This is a genomic window from Methylocystis sp., from assembly GCF_050246715.1.
In the GTDB taxonomy this organism is placed as follows: Bacteria; Pseudomonadota; Alphaproteobacteria; order Rhizobiales; family Beijerinckiaceae; genus Methylocystis.
Genome location: NZ_JBFWVN010000017.1, coordinates 38,463 through 54,234 on the forward strand (window position 1 = coordinate 38,463; position 15,772 = coordinate 54,234).

Here is a 15,772-nt window from a genome sequence, read left to right on the forward strand (position 1 = left end):
GAAAAAAGCGCGCAAATCGCCTGCCGCAGCGCGCCAAGGCGCAACCGGTCTGCGTTGGCCAAGAAAATGGCCGCCAGACGCAAACTGCGTTACGCGACAAGCGGCGCGGGCGGCCGGAGTCGAACCGGCGCAGGCTTGCGGCCCTACGGATTTAAAACAACGCCGCGTGAGACGGGGCCGCGTTTTTCGACGCCCCAATTTGCGCGGCGAGCGCCTCGTCGAAATCCCGCTGCTCGATGCGCACCGGACCGATGTCGCTTGCGACAGCGCCCGGCTCGGGAAGGACACGGCGGATTGCGTTCGTCGCGGCGCGATCGCAAACGAAGCGCACTTCCGCCGCTGACAAGCCTTCCGTTAAATCAGCGAGCGCCTCTCGATCGACTCTTTCATCGACGGGTTTCCCACGCAGATGCACCGCCAAAATTGCGGCGCGCGCATTACGGTCTGGTCGCGTCACTTCGAGGTGAAAGTCGAGCCGGCCGGGGCGGAGAAGGGCCTCGTCGATCATGTCTAGACGGTTCGTTGCAGCGATAACCCATACGTCCCTTAGCGTTTCGACGCCATCAAGTTCGGTGAGCAGCTGGCTGACCACGCGATCCGTCACTGGCGAGCGGCCGTCGAAACCGCGTTTCGGAGCCAAGGCGTCGACCTCATCCAGGAAAACGATACAGGGCGCGGCATGGCGCGCCCGCGCAAAGAGCTCACGCACGCCATGTTCAGATTCGCCAACGTATTTCGATAGAAGTTCGGGCCCCTTGACCGAAATGAAATTCAAGTTGCTTTGAGACGCCAAGGCCTTCGCAATAAGCGTCTTGCCATTGCCAGGGGGGCCGTAAAGGAGGATGCCGCGCGGCGGCTGCAGCCCCATCTCTTCGAAAAGACGCGGCTGCGCCAGCGGCCAGACGATGGCCTCGGTCAACGCCTCCTTGATCGGCTCGAGCCCGCCCACGTCTTCCCAGCGCACGTTGGGCGATTCAATCGCAACCTCGCGCAGCGCCGAAGGCGCCACCTCGCTTAGCGCCTCTTTGAAATCGTCCATGTTGACCTCAAGAGCCATCAGGGCGTCAAAAGGAATGGGCCCGGATTCAGGCGACAGCTCGGGAAGCTGGCGGCGCAGCGCCGCCATCGCCGCTTCGCGGCAAAGCGCGCTCAGGTCGGCTCCGGTGAATCCATGCGTCGTCGCCGCCAGCGCGGACAGATCAACATCGCTCGCGAGCGGCATGCCGCGCGCGTAAATTTCGAGAATTTCGCGGCGGGCATGTTCATTAGGAACGCCAATGGCGATCTCGCGATCGAATCGACCTGGGCGGCGCAAGGCGGGATCAAGACTGTCTGGACGGTTTGTCGCCGCCATAACGATCACATCGCCCCGACTTTTCAGCCCGTCCATGAGAGCGAGAAGCTGCGCGACGACGCGTTTCTCCACCTCGCCTTCAACGCGCTCGCGCTTGGGCGCAAGCGAGTCGATCTCATCAAAGAAGATGATGCAAGGCGCATTGCGCTGCGCATCCTCGAAAATTTTGCGCAGCCGGGCTTCGCTCTCGCCATAAAACTTCTGAATGATCTCCGGTCCGCTGACATAGATAAACGCGGCATGCGATTCATGCGCGACTGCGCGCCCGAGAAGCGTCTTACCGCAGCCAGGAAGCCCGTGTAATAGAACCCCTTTTGGCGGCGTAATGCCAAGGCGCTCGAATATCTCTGGATGGGTGAGCGGAAGCTCAACCATTTCGCGAATTCTCGCGACTTCACGCTCCATTCCGCCAAGATCGTCATAGGTGACGATGTCCTCGGCCCCGGACGGCGCCGGCTGATTAGACGAAACCGCGCGAGAGCGCTCAAGCGAGAGCAGCGTATCGGGATGAATGATGACGGGACCGTCTGGCTCCGTCTGCCCCACATGGAAATCCCGATGGTTTCCTCCAAACAAGGCTATTCGCACGCGGTCGCCGGTTCTCACGGCCAATCCATCGAGACGGCGCGCCATGTGCTCGATTTCATCCTTATGCAGCGCGCCGGCACCCAATGGGGACACCACCACACGACGGGCGACAGCGTGAGCGACCTTTCGAAGTACAGCCATGCGGCCAAGCGCCACGCCCGCGTTCGTGCGGGCCACGCCATCCAGCTGGATGACCTGCTGTCCCCTATGCTCCTTGAACGTCGGCATGGCCTTGGCGACGGTCTTCGCGCGGCCTTGGATTTCCAGCACATCACCGGGACCCGCGCCGATCTCCCGCAAAGTTTCTGGGTCGAGCCGGGCGATGCCGCGTCCCACGTCGTCGCGCCTTGCCTCGATCACGGTGAGGCGCAAGTCTTCATCGTTTTCTTTTGTTCCCTCAACCATAGGTCTCAGCGCCCACAGTTCTTATTTGCACTCGACGCCCCCGGCGTCAGTTTTCGATCGCGAGCTATTCGTTTGGATCGTGAGGTATTCGGCTTTGATGCGTTCGGGCAGAAATTGCGCGACCTTGTGCAGGGCGCCCATAAACAGGATTCCCACGTCGCCATCGCCGAGCGTCGAGTCGATCTGTTTGGCGATGAATCGATCGCGCGCCTCCAGAAGCGCGGCGGCTTTAGCATCAGTCCGGTCTTGCGATTGCATAAGCTTGTATTCGTCAAGAAGCAGCGTCGGCGACTCCGTTCCAACAAGAGTAGCGCCGCGATGCATAAGGCTTTCCAGGAGCTGATGATTTTGGCTGCCCACGGCCGCGAGGCTGCTAACGAGTTCGCTCTCGCGACCACAAACAGGCAAGCTATCCTGATACAATTTGACGTGGGTGAAATTAAGCTCCAACGCCTGAATCGCATCAGCGACCGCGCCCCAAATGGCGTCAAATTCGGCCGTACGCGATGCCCACCGGGCTTCACCGTAACGGGCGATGAAGGCCGCTTTGTATGCAGACGCAGCGGAGCCCATTTCCGCGGTGCTATGAAGGACTGGCACATAAATCAATCGCGCCATGTCGCGCCGCGCTCCTTTCCCAACTGCCCGTTCATCGGGGCTGCTTACTTAGCCGCGCCTCAAGAACGCCATTTCGCAAATTCAGTTGAGGCGCGCCGGGAGCGAGCTTCTCTTCGACGAGCATCTCCTTGCGATAAAGCCTGTCGCCGGTCTTTGCTTCGAGAAGAAGGATATCGCCGTCGAGAATACAGCGGATATCCTCACGTTCCACACCTGGCAGTTCAAAAAGAAAGACGAGTTCGCTCGGCTCGTCGAACATATCCGTGACCGGTTCGAGCACCTCGATCGACGTTCGCTTCGCGGCGCGTCGATGCGACGCCTCGGGCCGCGGAGCCTCTTCTTCGGCGGCCTCTTCTTCCTCGCCGGCCGCTTCCCGAAGCGGGCGGACGCCGAATGAATATTCCATCACTCTGCCGTCCTTTTCGTGACGGCCGCGGCGCGGAAGCTTGTCGAAATCGGCCAGCGTGTTGAACAGTTCCGAAAGCCCTCGCGCGATCTTGGCCAATCCTGCGGCGCCCGTGACATCTTCTTTCTCTTTGTCGCTCCAGTCCCTCTTAGTCATGTGCCGCGCTCCTTCGTTTCCTCGGCGCCGCCACGACAGCTCCGAGCGCTTCCTCAAGCCGCTCCAGTCGCTGCTCCATCGCGCCAAGCTTGGGATCGCTCTCCGGTATGGGCAGACTCTGCCGGCCACCGGCGTGGTTCCACCAATCAAGACCAAGTTCGCGCGCCTTGTCGACGGAACAGACCACGAGCCGCAATTGGATGGTCAATAGCTCGACTTCGACGAGCTTGATCGATATGTCGCCCGCGACCACCACCCCTTTATCCAGAATGCGTTCGAGCAGATCGGCGAGGTTGGTGCTCTGAATGGAATGTGTGACAGGCTGTTGTATTGCGGGCATGACGGCGCCTTTCAAAGCGCCCCTTCGGGGACGCCAAGCTCTAATGAGATGTCTTTGTCCGAGAATCCGAAATGGAGCTGCAGGCGCGATATTTCTTCCGCTTGTGCAAAAAGCGCCGTTCCAAGATTCTCGATCTGAGCGTCAGTTAGGCGCCCGGCTTCCATCCGACGCACGGCCTGACGTTCGAGCACGTCGTGAAGAAGCTTCACGAGGGTGAGCACGAGCCGAATGAGGCCCTGCGCCGTCGACGAGCCGGACCCGCGAGGATTATGGTCCAACGCTAACGACGGCCGCGCCTCCGTCTCCATGCGAATCAAATCTGACGCGCGCGGCTCTTGTGGCGCGCTCGGCGTCGCCGCAAATGGAGATGACGCCGGAGACTGCGAAGGCGTGGGAGGTCGAATAAGCGGCGTCGTGGGCGCGCCCTCTGGCCAGATTGTGTCGATTGCTCCCAACAGCAGCCGCACGTCGAGGAACAACAGGTCGACATCCGCGAGCCCGATGGTAAAGTTGCCCTGCGCCGTCACGCCGCGGTGCAAGATTCGATCGAGCGCGTCAGCCAATGACAATTGGTCGTGAATAAACTGCGGCCTGTCGGCTGTCGGAACCTCAGACGCCGGCATCGTCTTTTCCCTTCCCGCGCAAGCTCTCGAGCCGAGTCAGCAGTTTTTTCTCGCGCAGGTCGAATTCCGCTTCCGTGATTGCGCCGACCTCGAGGGCGCGGTGAAGCGCCGACAGATCGGTCATGATGGCGCGCTCCTCCGCCTCGATCTCCTGCTGCACTACCTCGTCGATCTTTTGCAGCACAAACAGCAAACCGCGCGCGGGCGCAGCCAATAGATCATCAATGAGAAACATGGTCTCGTCCTCTTCGAGGTGAAGGGGTCCGTGTTGGCTTATCCATATGCGCCCTTCGCACGTTGCTGGATGATCTGACAGCGAGTATCTTGTCGATGATAACGGCGACGCCTTTCGCCACGATTTTCACGACATCGTCGATGATGAACATGGCTTTGTTCTCCGAGACGGAACAACGCATGCTCCGACCTACTCTTTGCGCGGCTCCAACTGTACGAAATTGTGCGGCGGCCACGGACCGCCAATGTTAAAGGCGACATCTTCGTCGAGCTGCCTCGCCGAGGCGTGCACTGCCGCCTCAAAATCGTCGACGCTCGCCCGCAATACCAGCGCCGCGATATTCGCGATTTCGCGCTCGCCTCTCACAGGGAGGGAGATGAGTTCGATGCAGGAAGCGTCGAGCATCGACATTACCCGCGCGGCATGCGTTTCGCGATAACGTCGAAGCGTTTCGTCCACCAGCTGACCGAGTCGAATCTTCGCTTCATGAGACGGGGGACGGCGGCCGGAGAACGTGCGGTTCCGGGCATCTTGCAGCTCAGGCGTTCGGGCGACCAGATAGGCGAGCGGATCGTCTGTCTCGAAGCTTAGTCGCACAGCCATTTCTACTGCGCCGGACACGCGTTGCAACTGCTCGGTCAACAGATCGCGCCGTCCTTCCAGAAATTGTCGAAGGTCGCTCTCCGATTTTGTGATCGTGCCAAACGCCATCGGGAGAAGATCAAATTTCGCGGAGAGCGTGGACAGCACACGATGCGCCGCAGCGAGATGCTTGCGCTCGGCCCATAGCGTCTTCAACGGACATTCGCTCACGAATGCGCTTACCGGACCAGCGTCAATCCGAAAAGTGGGCCGATCGAGAATCCCTTGCAGCGGCGGCGCTTCGCCTGCATCGGAACTCGCCACTGCATAAACATAAAGACCCATGAAAGGAACTCCCGCGCTGACGCTGCGTCTCACCGCCCCAGGCGACCACCCCTCGAACCGCCAATCTGAGGGTTCAGTCAGGTTACGGAACAAGTAACAGACAGGGACGTGCGATTACTCTTCGCTCTGGTGGGCAATGCTCAGTCTTCTTCTTCGACAGGCCCATACGAATGCACGGCGAAATCCACGTCGAGTTCGATGTTGTAGCGCTCACGTTCGAAGATCTCCTGCGTCAGCGGCAAGCCAAGCATCTTGACCTCGAGGTCCGGCACGAGAATCTCCGCCTCCGCGCTCCATCCTCCCTTCCCATGAACCAGAGGCGCAATCTTCGTTATTCGAACCTCGTGCGCTCCAAGTTCCGCAGTGAGAAACTCCCGCACGGCGGCTCGAGCCGCCGACAATTTGCTTACCGCCGGCGTGGTTGGCTTGCTTACAGCCGGCGTGGATGGCGCAGGCTCCCTCTTTGGCGGCGGCGCGTCACTGGGCGTCGCGCTCCGGCTCTGCTGACCGGATCTTTCCTGTTGGGTCTTCGGCGACATTTCTACTCCCACATTTTCGCGAATCGGCTGCTGCACGCCTTCGGGCACAATTGCGAACAGAAATTACTGTAGCCAATCGAAGCGACGATTTCGTTTCCGCAGCCGCTTTGGCGTCCTAGATTTCCGCCTGAACCGCGAACCGCGCTTCAGTAGGCGATACGAAAATGCTCTTTTGTTTGTCGATGCGCCACAGGCGACATACGCGGCGCTTCGACTGGCCGCGCCCGCGGCGCCGCGCCGCTCAGCTTCGCTAAAATATCCGCGATTTCAGCGTCGATTTCGCGAAATCTCGCCCGCATGATGTCGGTGCGATCGCAAGCGGCGCGCATCTCCATCAAGTGCCGAGCCCGTTCAAGCTCGAGAAAGCTAATGCGCAGATAAGCCTTGTGCGCGGGAATGCGCTTATCCGAGCGTCCGGTCAAAGTCCGCAAATCACTCAAACCCCGGGTAGGTCGTCGATGGGTGGCCATGCTGAGCGCCTGTTTCAAATTGGAGAGACGGCTGATTTCCCACAACGCAGATCAGGCTGCGTCTGCACCCTTTCTTCAAGTTCGCCGAACTCGAAGCGGCGCAATAGATCGTCGATGCCGTAGATGATAACTCTGCTTCCTTCGCACCGCTTTGCGACGCCCGGCCGAGGATGTCCTTGCAGGCCCACTGGAAAACCGGATTGCGGAGACTTGCTTCACCGCCGCGCGCGGCCAGCACGCGCGCAATCGCGATCGAGGCTCGCAAGGTTGGGTAATGCGGATCAGGGCCCTTTTGGCGGCACAGCCTGACGAAATCGACCACGCGGGCGGCGCGTTCATGTTCGATGCCCGCTTTGCTGGCCGCGATGGCGATCTCCGTATCGCGGTCGTAATGGCCGAGATAAAGAGTGATCATGCGATCGAGCAACGCATCCTGGGCGCGATAGACGCCTGCGTATTCCGCTGGGTTGGAGGTAAAGATGGCGCGGAAGTTTGGATGCACTCTGATGTACCCCTCGCCGCGGCCGTGCAGCCTGGGAACATTCAGGACGCCCTCAGACAAGATGCTCAGAAATGGGTTGTTAGCCTCGGGCTTGCTTCGATTGAATTCGTCATAAATGATGGAATGCCCAAGCCGGCAGGCGGTGGTTATGCGGTTATCCATCCAGAGCGCGCGGCCTTCTTCCTCAAGCTTTACGACGGATGAGATGTAATTATCGACCACTCGCGACCTTCGGTAACCGCTCTCTCGGCCAATCAGGTCGGAACTGCCAAACTCATGATCCCCGTGGATGAGAATGGTAGGGCTCCCCAGTTGAGCGGCGACGTGAAAAGCCAGCGTCGTTTTCCCCGTACCTGGGGGCCCCGAGAAATGGATGGCATATCCGGCCTCAAGATACGCCAGAGCCCGTTCCGCAATTTCCTGAACGGCCGGCGAGCTCACAAAGGCGTCGCTCGGTCCGAGCGCGATCGAGCCGCCCCCGTGCGAGAAATCGCCCGCAGATTGTCCGCGACCAGCAAATGCGACAGCACTCATTTCAAACCCTTTCCTTAACGCTCGCTCGATCCATGACGCCCAACCGCTCCAAGGGGATTGCGGCCAGAAGCCTCTTACGACTTCGACGATGCGGCTTCATGCTTGGATTCGCCAGGCGGCGCGGCGCGAACTGGCGATGCCGAGCTATTGCGGCTCGCTCCGCCGCTAGGATGGCGTGGGTTAACTTTTCCGCGCCAGATGTTTGCCGCCTCACTCCGGTCTTGTGCTTGTTCGGCGAACATTTGGCGCAGATTGGCGGCGCGATCGCGGTCGTCCTTTGCGAATTTGGCGCGAAGGACCGCAACGCCATTTGTCAGGTCGCGCATGAATGCTTCGGCCTTGTCATGGTATGCGCGGTTCTCCCTGCCGCGCGCCGACCTTAAGCCGTTCAGCACCGAGCGAACCTCGCTGCGCCGAGTCATCGTCGCCTTTCTCAGCTGGGCCATCATGTCTCGGCCCGTTCTTTCCCGAGTCGCCTTCAAGTTCTGAAGAAGCGAGTGGATTTCCTTGCGGCGATATTTCGTCGCGCTTTTGATCTGCGTCGCGAGCTCTCCCCGCTGCCGCCGGCTCGTTGCGATTCCCGACGCCACACGCGCAATGCCTTCTGATACTTTCGCCATGATCAATCTCCCTTCGAAGCCGAGCGCCGAGTGAGCGAATCATCGTGAATTCGTTCACCCGGCGAGTACGGACTGACTTAAGCAGGCGCGGCCGCAGACGCCGTAAGGCCGACGGCTTCAGCGTATTTCAAGTAGGTCTCGACAGAGGCCACCACAACGCGAGCTTCGACGGTGATGAGTTCGATTCCGACGAGCGAAACTTTGACCCATGCATCGATCACGATTCCCTTGTCGAGGATCCGATCGACGACCTCGCCAAGGCTCGAGGAGTCGGTAGACTTTTGAACGCGTGCCATGAAGTTCCTCCTGAATAATGGCTATGACCAATTCGCGGAGATACCGAAGCAGGCTGAACGCCCCTTCGGTCGAAATAAGAATTGCAACGCCGGCGCCAGTTGCGCGTCTCGTGGCAAGGGCGGATCTCTCTATTAAATTTCATGAACTTACGAAACCAAGCGCGGCGGCCGGGTGTAAGCGGACCATCGGAGACGGGCGCGTCCGCCCGGGTTCAAGGGCGGCATTTACCGTTTGCCGCCGCCGCAAATACCGACTCGATTTGAAAAGGCTTGGCGAGAAATCCATCGATCTTGGACGCGCGCATAGCGTCCGAAATTTCTTTGTCGTCCGACAGAAAATATCCCGAAATCATGATTATCCGCATGCCCGGCTGCGCGTCGCGCAATTCTGCGCTTAAACCCAGGCCGTCCATATCGGGCAAACGGGCATCGACAAATGCTATCGGAAAAAGACGGATGGCAATCAGATTGAGAGCGTCTTGGGCGGTGCTGACTGTCGTTGCGGCGCAGCCGACGCAGGCTAGGGCGGTCTCAAGAACCCAGCACATGTCCTGATCGTCATCGACGACAAGGGCCATGTCCGGCAGCCTGCGATTCTGAAACTCGGTCAATTCGGAAAGCCTCCAAACTCACGAAACCTGCTCCGAGTCCCTCGCAGCAGGAATTCGTACGATGAAAGTTGTTCCAACGCCCAAAGTGGTGCGAACGGTGATGGCGCCGCCGTGCTGCCGAACAATTGAATGCGACACCCAAAGACCGAGTCCAGATCGCCGGCTGTCATAACGCGTCGTAAAAAATGGATCGAAAATTTTTGTGAGGTGAGCCTCGGGAATGCCTGGTCCCGTGTCGCCAAGTTCAATTACAACTTCCCCGCCGTGACGTTGCACGGCGATCGTCAGGACCCCGCCGTTCGGCATTGCCTGGAAGGCGTTGAGCATAAGGTTGATAAAGACGAGTTCGAGAAGGTTCTGAACTCCCTCGGCAAATATGCCGTCCGTCTCGGACGGCAGGCGCCACCCATAGCGCGTGCCGGGAGGAGCCTCGCCAGCAGCAAACATAAGCGCGTTCTTCAGCATGCTTACGACGTTGACCATGGTTGTTTCGGTGATGGGCTGCGGGCGCGCGAAGCGCAGCAAACTCTCAACAACCAAAGAGGCGCGATCAATGCCGCCGATAACCTTCCCGATGCACTCTTCGAGCAGAGCTGGCGACGTTATTCTGTCCCTCATCAGCTGGGCGGCCGCCGAACTTACGCCGAGAGGATTGCGCATCTCATGCGCGATTCCGCCGATAACCATGCCAAGCGCGGCGAGCTTTTCACCTTGTCGGATCTGAGCTTCCATGGCGCGCTGCTCGACGAGGCTTCGTCCAACAACAACAACGCCAATGACCTCGCCAGTATGATCGGTCATCCGCGACAAACGCCAGGAGACGGGTATCGCTTCTCCGTTTTTGCATCGCATCAGCCATTCAACCGAACCGCGATCATCGATCTCGGTAATTCCTTGAAAGCAGGACTCGACCTCGTGCTTTTGAGGCTCTTCAATATGATCCGCAAGCTTGGAGCCGCAAACCTCAAATTCGGTATAGCCAGTGGATTTTTCGGCGGCCGTATTCCAGGTCATAATCGCGCCGCCCGGATCAGTGGAAATGATGAGGTCTCCCGCGCTTTCGACGATGCTTGCGAGATGCAGCTGCATTCGGCGCACTTCCTTCCCAAGCTGTAGCAGATCCGTCACATCATCCATAACGAGGATAGCGCCACGGGATCCCCCATGCAGTTGCAAGGGACAGACGCTGTAGGAATACGTTCGCAGAGAGACGCCCGGGGCGCGATAGGTCAAGCGGCGTCGACGGAGCGTCAGACCCGAAGTAATGACTTCGCGGACTTGCTGGTCGAGCGCAGTGTCCTGGAATGCGGCCGGAAAAATTTCGTGCAGCCGTCGACCAACTGTCAACTTCAAAGTCCCGCGGGACTTTTCCAGGAAATTGCGGTTGACCGTGAGCACGACCAGACCCTCGTCGACGATCAATATCGACGAAGGGATCGTACCCATGACGGCATAAAAAAAACTCTCGTAATCGAGCGTGTTGAGAAACATTGCCGCCATTTTGGATCGTTCACACGCGTGTGGAGAGCATGGGAAATCAACAATTACCTTCCCCTATTTCAAGAACCTGGAGGCTTGTTGAGGTCAGGGCGAAAACTGAATGGCGGCAAAGGCCCCGACAAGGAAAAGGTGACAAACTCGGCCCCTTGGCCGCCGGCCGCCTCATTCAAGCTCTGGCGAAGAGCGGCGACGTTGGTCTTTACGACAAGAAGAGCGTAACGAGCGACGAATTCGGTTCCTGCCGCGTGACGTTTGCGAACGCCCGACGTCAGCGGCTCGAGTTTGCCGACCAAGTTATCGGCGATAACCGCCGCTTCGGCGCAACCAAAATCCAACAGCGGCCTTTTATCCCGGCAAAGCCGCATGTACCGCGAGCCTTTCGGAAGCTCTCCCCATTCTGGCCAGGCCTTGCGCGCCAATTGATCCAAAATCTCGGGGCTATCCAACCGGACCGCTGCGCGCAGTTCCCATTCTTGTTTGTTAGTTGCGGCCTGAAGGAATCCCACGATTGTCGACTCATGCGCCTTCATGAACGCCGTCAAGCTGTCGAGGCTCGTATAAAGCGTGCCGAAGGGAACCGGAAATACAGGCGATGACTGCATCGCCCATTCCAAAAGCTCGGCGTGGCGTCGCACGCGTGGCGTAAGCCAAGCGACGTCGCCCAAATTGCGTTCGGCTTCGAGGCCGCAAAAATCAGCGAGCGGGACAGCGCCAACAATCGCAGCGATCGATCCAACGCAGTGCAACGCCAAATGCTGCTCCTTGGCATGATCGGTCAATTGCTGCTTGGCGATTTCTGCGGGGTCGACGAAAGCGAAAAGACTGATGGCCTCCTCGTCCATGGATGTCGGCGAAGTGGAATCTTTGCCAGCGCGCGGCGGAAGGGAACTAAACTTGTTCATCGGCGGAAATTCGCGCTCCCCCTTCGAGTTTCTTCAATTTCATGCGGTATGTCTTGTAGTCGACGCCAAGCAAGCGCGCCGCCTCGGCCTTGTTGCCTTTTGCCCGATCGAGCGCGTCGAAAACCGCGTCCCGCTCGACGGCGTCAACTTGGCGGCGAATCTGGTCGCGTAAGGAGGTCGCGGCGCGATCAAACCGTTCAGGTTCCTTCGCCGGCGTCATATCGCCGCCGATGCCATCTACGACTTGCGCGGCGGTGATTATGTCCGATGAAACGAGAGCCACGCGTCGTATGACGTTGCGCAATTCCCTTACGTTGCCGGGCCAACGATATTCGCGCAGCACATCGAGCGCATCTGGAGCAATGTCCAATGGCGGCCGGCCCAAGCACTCGCGCGCCTGAGCAAGAAAGCGCCCAGCCAGAAAGGCGATGTCTTCTGGCCGCGAGCGCAACGGGGGAACCGTGATCACGTATTCGGCTAAACGGAAATATAGATCCTCGCGAAAGCCGCCTGACTTGGCGCGCCACTTGAGATCATCGTTGGTGGCGGCGAGGACGCGCACATCGATTTTGATTGGTTCCCTGCTGCCGACGCGATGAATTACGCGCTCCTCGAGCGTTCGCAAAAGCGCGGTTTGCCCGCTCGGAACCAGATTGCCGATCTCATCGAGGAAAATTGTTCCTTGATTGGCCGCCGCCTCGAACCAACCACGCTGTCGTCCGACAGCGCCAGTGAACGCTCCCTTTTCATGTCCAAAGAATTCGCTGCTAACGAGGGATTCGGCGATGGCGCCGCAATCGACAACGACAAAAGGTTTCGCTGCACGTTGGCCATGCTGATGCATGCTACGCGCCACAACTTCTTTGCCGCTGCCTGTCTCACCCTGGATGACGACCGAATATCCCGAGAAGACGACAGCTTCAATCTCGTCGACGAGCTTCTGAATAGCAGCGCTTTTCCCCATGACTGCGGTGACGGCGGCGCGCAAATTCGCAGCAGGAGCAGCGCGGAGCGATCGCCGCCGCGAAACCGCCCGCCTTACCGCATCCACCAAACGCTCATTGCAGAAAGGCTTGGTGACGTATTCAAAGGCCCCGCCCTTAATGGCGCTAATCGCGCCCGCGATGTCGCCATAGGCAGTGGCGATGACGACCGGCAGATCTCTGTCGCGTTTTAAAAGACGGTGAAGAACCTCCTCGCCGCCGATGCCGGACATGCGCATATCCAACACGACTGCATCCGGCGTCTGGCGCGCGGCTAATTCAAGGCCTGGCTCTCCAGCTTGCGCTTCTGCTATGTCAAATCCCGCTCCCACCAAAATATTTCGCATCGCCCAGAGCATGTCCTGATCGTCGTCTACGAGCAAGACTAAGCTTCTATTTTGCGCAAACATGGTGGCAAAATCCCTGTATAGGCGGACCGCTTCTGACGAAAACTCAAGCCATCCACTTGTAATGGCCTGAATATTCCGGCGAAATACCCGACACCGTGATATTTTTCTCTAGCTACACTATATACAGCGACACGATCTTCTTTCGTTTTCACGACTGTTTTGTGAAAGTGCAGAATTTCCCGTAACAACCGATACAGCAAAGCGCTTCGCCGCTGCCGCCATTGCTGTGTAAGGCTTCCCCGTTGCACCGCTATCGCATTCGGATACTTCTCATTGCGCGGCTGGCGAGCATCCGCCCTTCGAGTTTCTTCCCGTCTCCGATCGCAGGCAGCCCCAGCTTACGGACCCGAACTGCTCCGGCCAAGCCAGAAAAATGGCTAGAGAATGACACAATGCTAGATGCAAATTCGTTATGGCGTTCGAAACTGGCGTTCTTGGCGACCTCGAAGATTGGGGCGCGCCCTGGAAAACAAGGACAATAGAGCTAGGGCGACAGGCTTGTCAGGTTGACTCTCCACCCCCCGGGTCCATGTCGTTAATGACGCAACGGCTGGCGTCTATTCTTTCGGCGGTTATATACTTTACAACGGAGGCAGGCCCTTAACGATTGTGATGTCCAGCCGCGCCCTTCAAAACCCTGCTTTTCACGATGACAAGGCCGCTCGCGAAATTCTCGAACGCATTCGCTGGCCCGACGGTCCCATTTGTCCCCATTGCGGCAATTTGGATCGCGAGCGCATAGTCAAAGGGAAGGGTAGCGCGCATCGTCCTGGCTTGTATTATTGCGCGGCATGCAATGGTCAATTCACCGTTACGGTTGGAACGGTGATGGAGCGCAGCAAAATTCCCTTGTCGAAATGGCTGCTGGCCATGCATTTGATGGCCGCCAGCGATAGAAGCATGAGCGCGCTTCAGCTGCAGCGGGCGCTTGGGGTGACTTATAAGTCTACATGGTTTCTTTACCATCGCATCCGCGAAGCCATGGCGCCTTCCGACACGCTCCCCCCCTGCGGGGAGAGGGCGACCGCAACAAGTCCGTGGAAGCCGGTGAAACCTACGTCGGGACTCGTAGCCAGTAGTTGACGGTTTCTGCGACGCCTATAACGGCGAGGAATTCGGCGCGAATGGATCGCAACAAATTGCGATGCGCCTGAAGTCTTTCAAACAGCAGCCGGAATCTCTGCGCCGGCAATGCAATCGGCGACCTTGCCGCCTGTGAGCACGAAGGCGAGCGGGCCGGCTCCTATTGCCGACGAGCCCAGCGCACGCAGTTGGGCGCGCTCCGCATGGACGATGGAGAAGACGCGACGCTCATCGTCAATGGCCCGCGAGGAAGCATCACGCCTATCGGCCGATGAGCCGGAGAAAATTATGACTAACCAGTTCCTTAGGCGGTTCGCGGTTTGGAGGAAGAGGCGCAGTCATTGGGAGCGCGTTGCTTATTTCGGGCCGGCCGCGCGGCCTTCATATCTCCATGACGTTTGGGCGGCGTCGAGAGTAGCCGCCTCGCGATCTCTTCTGTTGCAGCATCTAGCTTCGGACGTTTTGTGGGCATAGCTAAGCGGCCTCCGTTACACTGCGAACTTGTTTGATGGGGCCAACGAGGCCGGGGATCTCCAGCTTTGGAGAAAAGAACATCACTTCCTTGCCGACACGATTCTCCTGCGCGGTGTAGCGGACGTTGTAAACGACATGTCTAAGGCCGGAATAGAGGTCGGAGATGGGATCGACATCGTCGTAAGACACAATCCAGGCCCTATCATCCATATTGTCGCGAACAAACGTCGCAAGGTCCGCGTGATCCTTCGGCCGATAGAAGTCGTAATATAACTCTCGGCCTTGCTTAAAGTAGGGAGGGTCAAGATAAATTAGAGTCTTACTGTCCCAACGGGGCAAGCCGAATCGCAAAAGCGCAAGGGCGTCGCTTCGTGTGAGCTTAATGCGCCGGCGCATCTCCGCGATGGATTGAATTCGGAAAATCAATTCGTCGGCGTTATAGCGCGCGTCGATTTTCCACCGGCCGCTTTGATCGCGACCGCCGATCATACCTCCGTTCAGGATTCCAGAGCGATTCGTACGATTCAGGAAGAACGCTGCGAAGCCAAGTTCGATATAGCTGTGCTCGTGGGGATTCGCGAATATCCTCTTTTGACGATCCCATGAGGCCACCGTGAGCTGAGTGTTCTTGACAAGACGACAAAGTTCTTCCGTTTCGTTCAGAACCGCCTTCCAAAATGAATAGACTGGTTGGCTCAGGTCATTGATGTGGACTGAGGCCACATACTCTTGCAGGAGCAGCTCAAGCGCAATAGCCGCGCCTCCAGCATAAGGTTCGACGTACTTGCCGTCGAACAGCCTGTTTGCGCGAATAATTTCCTTGACGTAGGCGGCGAGCTTTCCTTTGCCGCCGGGGTACCGAAGAGGCGTAAAATACACCAAACGGCGCGGTGCTTTTGTCCGGTTGCTCACGGCCAGATCTTTTCGAAAAGCGGTTGCGCACAGTCTCAATCCGCCAGATCTTTTCCACTGGCGGCCGATTTCAAAAACGCGCTGTTGCGACGGGCTTGCAAGGGACGACGCCCTCCTCGCCATTGATCGTCGCCGTTGTGAAAAAGTTCAGTCCCGCACTAGGGCCTGTCATCAATTGAGGTATTGATCCTCACATAACCCTCCAGATTCCCAAGATTGGTTTTGCGTGATTCATAGGCGGTCGGCTGAATCGGAGGGGCCGACCGATGGCGCGTCGTCATTCT

The 15,772-nt window shown here is 58.4% G+C and carries 16 protein-coding genes and 1 pseudogene; 1 reads left to right on the forward strand and 16 read right to left on the reverse strand.

Annotation, left to right across the window (positions count from 1 at the left end; genetic code table 11):
• Positions 1-151: 151 nt before the first annotated feature.
• The 15 genes from AB7I51_RS07950 to AB7I51_RS08020 all read right to left on the reverse strand — a co-directional run bounded on the left by AB7I51_RS07950 (position 152) and on the right by AB7I51_RS08020 (position 13,019).
• Positions 152-2,347 (reverse strand): CDC48 family AAA ATPase, encoded by a 2,196-nt coding sequence (locus AB7I51_RS07950; RefSeq protein ID WP_428403788.1) that lies wholly within the window; start codon positions 2,345-2,347, stop codon positions 152-154.
• A 21-nt stretch (positions 2,348-2,368) separates the two neighbouring features.
• The gene (locus AB7I51_RS07955; RefSeq protein WP_428403789.1) at positions 2,369-2,965 is read right to left on the reverse strand and encodes a hypothetical protein; all 597 of its coding nucleotides are present in this window, start codon (positions 2,963-2,965) and stop codon (positions 2,369-2,371) included.
• Positions 2,966-2,996: 31 nt separating this feature from the next.
• Positions 2,997-3,527 carry an Hsp20/alpha crystallin family protein gene (locus tag AB7I51_RS07960; protein WP_428403790.1) on the reverse strand — a complete coding sequence of 177 codons (531 nt, stop codon included), beginning with the start codon at positions 3,525-3,527 and terminating at the stop codon, positions 2,997-2,999.
• A complete protein-coding gene (locus AB7I51_RS07965; protein ID WP_428403791.1) occupies positions 3,520-3,867 on the reverse strand; it encodes a gas vesicle protein in 348 nt (115 codons plus the stop codon). Before AB7I51_RS07965 ends, AB7I51_RS07960 begins: the two co-directional genes overlap by 8 nt.
• An 11-nt stretch (positions 3,868-3,878) precedes the next feature.
• Positions 3,879-4,490, reverse strand: coding sequence for a gas vesicle protein GvpJ (gene gvpJ, locus AB7I51_RS07970; RefSeq protein ID WP_428403792.1), 612 nt, complete (start codon positions 4,488-4,490; stop codon positions 3,879-3,881).
• Entirely contained in the window at positions 4,477-4,704 is a 228-nt protein-coding gene (locus AB7I51_RS07975) for a gas vesicle protein GvpG (RefSeq protein ID WP_428403793.1), read from the reverse strand. Before AB7I51_RS07975 ends, gvpJ begins: the two co-directional genes overlap by 14 nt.
• A 210-nt stretch (positions 4,705-4,914) precedes the next feature.
• On the reverse strand, positions 4,915-5,652 hold the full coding sequence (locus AB7I51_RS07980) for a GvpL/GvpF family gas vesicle protein (protein WP_428403794.1): 738 nt from the start codon (positions 5,650-5,652) through the stop codon (positions 4,915-4,917).
• Positions 5,653-5,792: 140 nt separating this feature from the next.
• Positions 5,793-5,924, reverse strand: coding sequence for a hypothetical protein (locus AB7I51_RS07985; protein WP_428403795.1), 132 nt, complete (start codon positions 5,922-5,924; stop codon positions 5,793-5,795).
• A gap of 699 nt (positions 5,925-6,623) precedes the next feature.
• Positions 6,624-7,697, reverse strand: coding sequence for a gas vesicle protein GvpN (gene gvpN / locus AB7I51_RS07990; RefSeq protein ID WP_428403796.1), 1,074 nt, complete (start codon positions 7,695-7,697; stop codon positions 6,624-6,626).
• A gap of 74 nt (positions 7,698-7,771) precedes the next feature.
• The gene (locus AB7I51_RS07995; protein WP_428403797.1) at positions 7,772-8,146 is read right to left on the reverse strand and encodes a hypothetical protein; all 375 of its coding nucleotides are present in this window, start codon (positions 8,144-8,146) and stop codon (positions 7,772-7,774) included.
• Positions 8,147-8,394: 248 nt separating this feature from the next.
• Complete coding sequence (gene gvpA, locus AB7I51_RS08000; protein WP_428403798.1) at positions 8,395-8,613, reverse strand: gas vesicle structural protein GvpA; 219 nt, start codon at positions 8,611-8,613, stop codon at positions 8,395-8,397.
• A gap of 212 nt (positions 8,614-8,825) precedes the next feature.
• Positions 8,826-9,224 carry a response regulator gene (locus tag AB7I51_RS08005; RefSeq protein ID WP_428403799.1) on the reverse strand — a complete coding sequence of 133 codons (399 nt, stop codon included), beginning with the start codon at positions 9,222-9,224 and terminating at the stop codon, positions 8,826-8,828.
• A gap of 18 nt (positions 9,225-9,242) precedes the next feature.
• Complete coding sequence (locus AB7I51_RS08010) at positions 9,243-10,724, reverse strand: ATP-binding protein (RefSeq protein ID WP_428403800.1); 1,482 nt, start codon at positions 10,722-10,724, stop codon at positions 9,243-9,245.
• A gap of 59 nt (positions 10,725-10,783) precedes the next feature.
• A complete protein-coding gene (locus tag AB7I51_RS08015; protein ID WP_428403801.1) occupies positions 10,784-11,626 on the reverse strand; it encodes a GvpL/GvpF family gas vesicle protein in 843 nt (280 codons plus the stop codon).
• On the reverse strand, positions 11,613-13,019 hold the full coding sequence (locus AB7I51_RS08020; RefSeq protein WP_428406175.1) for a sigma-54-dependent transcriptional regulator: 1,407 nt from the start codon (positions 13,017-13,019) through the stop codon (positions 11,613-11,615). The genes AB7I51_RS08015 and AB7I51_RS08020 overlap by 14 nt, the downstream gene beginning before the upstream one ends.
• Positions 13,020-13,631: 612 nt before the next feature.
• Here AB7I51_RS08020 and AB7I51_RS08025 point away from each other — a divergent pair.
• Positions 13,632-14,089, forward strand: a pseudogene (locus AB7I51_RS08025) (transposase); the annotation flags it as partial.
• A gap of 487 nt (positions 14,090-14,576) precedes the next feature.
• Here the strand turns inward: AB7I51_RS08025 and AB7I51_RS08030 are convergent.
• Positions 14,577-15,611, reverse strand: coding sequence for a DNA adenine methylase (locus tag AB7I51_RS08030; protein WP_428403803.1), 1,035 nt, complete (start codon positions 15,609-15,611; stop codon positions 14,577-14,579).
• Positions 15,612-15,772 lie beyond the last annotated feature (161 nt).

What these genes read in the sequence shown, in the direction of transcription:
- AB7I51_RS07950 (WP_428403788.1), bottom strand. Translation starts at nt 2,347, where the DNA reads ATGGTTGAGGGAACAAAAGAAAACGATGAAGACTTGCGCCTCACCGTG.
- AB7I51_RS07955 (WP_428403789.1), bottom strand. Translation starts at nt 2,965, where the DNA reads ATGGCGCGATTGATTTATGTGCCAGTCCTTCATAGCACCGCGGAAATG.
- AB7I51_RS07960 (WP_428403790.1), bottom strand. Translation starts at nt 3,527, where the DNA reads ATGACTAAGAGGGACTGGAGCGACAAAGAGAAAGAAGATGTCACGGGC.
- AB7I51_RS07965 (WP_428403791.1), bottom strand. Translation starts at nt 3,867, where the DNA reads ATGCCCGCAATACAACAGCCTGTCACACATTCCATTCAGAGCACCAAC.
- gvpJ (WP_428403792.1), bottom strand. Translation starts at nt 4,490, where the DNA reads ATGCCGGCGTCTGAGGTTCCGACAGCCGACAGGCCGCAGTTTATTCAC.
- AB7I51_RS07980 (WP_428403794.1), bottom strand. Translation starts at nt 5,652, where the DNA reads ATGGGTCTTTATGTTTATGCAGTGGCGAGTTCCGATGCAGGCGAAGCG.
- gvpN (WP_428403796.1), bottom strand. Translation starts at nt 7,697, where the DNA reads ATGAGTGCTGTCGCATTTGCTGGTCGCGGACAATCTGCGGGCGATTTC.
- AB7I51_RS07995 (WP_428403797.1), bottom strand. Translation starts at nt 8,146, where the DNA reads ATGATGGCCCAGCTGAGAAAGGCGACGATGACTCGGCGCAGCGAGGTT.
- gvpA (WP_428403798.1), bottom strand. Translation starts at nt 8,613, where the DNA reads ATGGCACGCGTTCAAAAGTCTACCGACTCCTCGAGCCTTGGCGAGGTC.
- AB7I51_RS08010 (WP_428403800.1), bottom strand. Translation starts at nt 10,724, where the DNA reads ATGGCGGCAATGTTTCTCAACACGCTCGATTACGAGAGTTTTTTTTAT.
- AB7I51_RS08015 (WP_428403801.1), bottom strand. Translation starts at nt 11,626, where the DNA reads ATGAACAAGTTTAGTTCCCTTCCGCCGCGCGCTGGCAAAGATTCCACT.
- AB7I51_RS08020 (WP_428406175.1), bottom strand. Translation starts at nt 13,019, where the DNA reads ATGTTTGCGCAAAATAGAAGCTTAGTCTTGCTCGTAGACGACGATCAG.
- AB7I51_RS08030 (WP_428403803.1), bottom strand. Translation starts at nt 15,611, where the DNA reads ATGGCGAGGAGGGCGTCGTCCCTTGCAAGCCCGTCGCAACAGCGCGTT.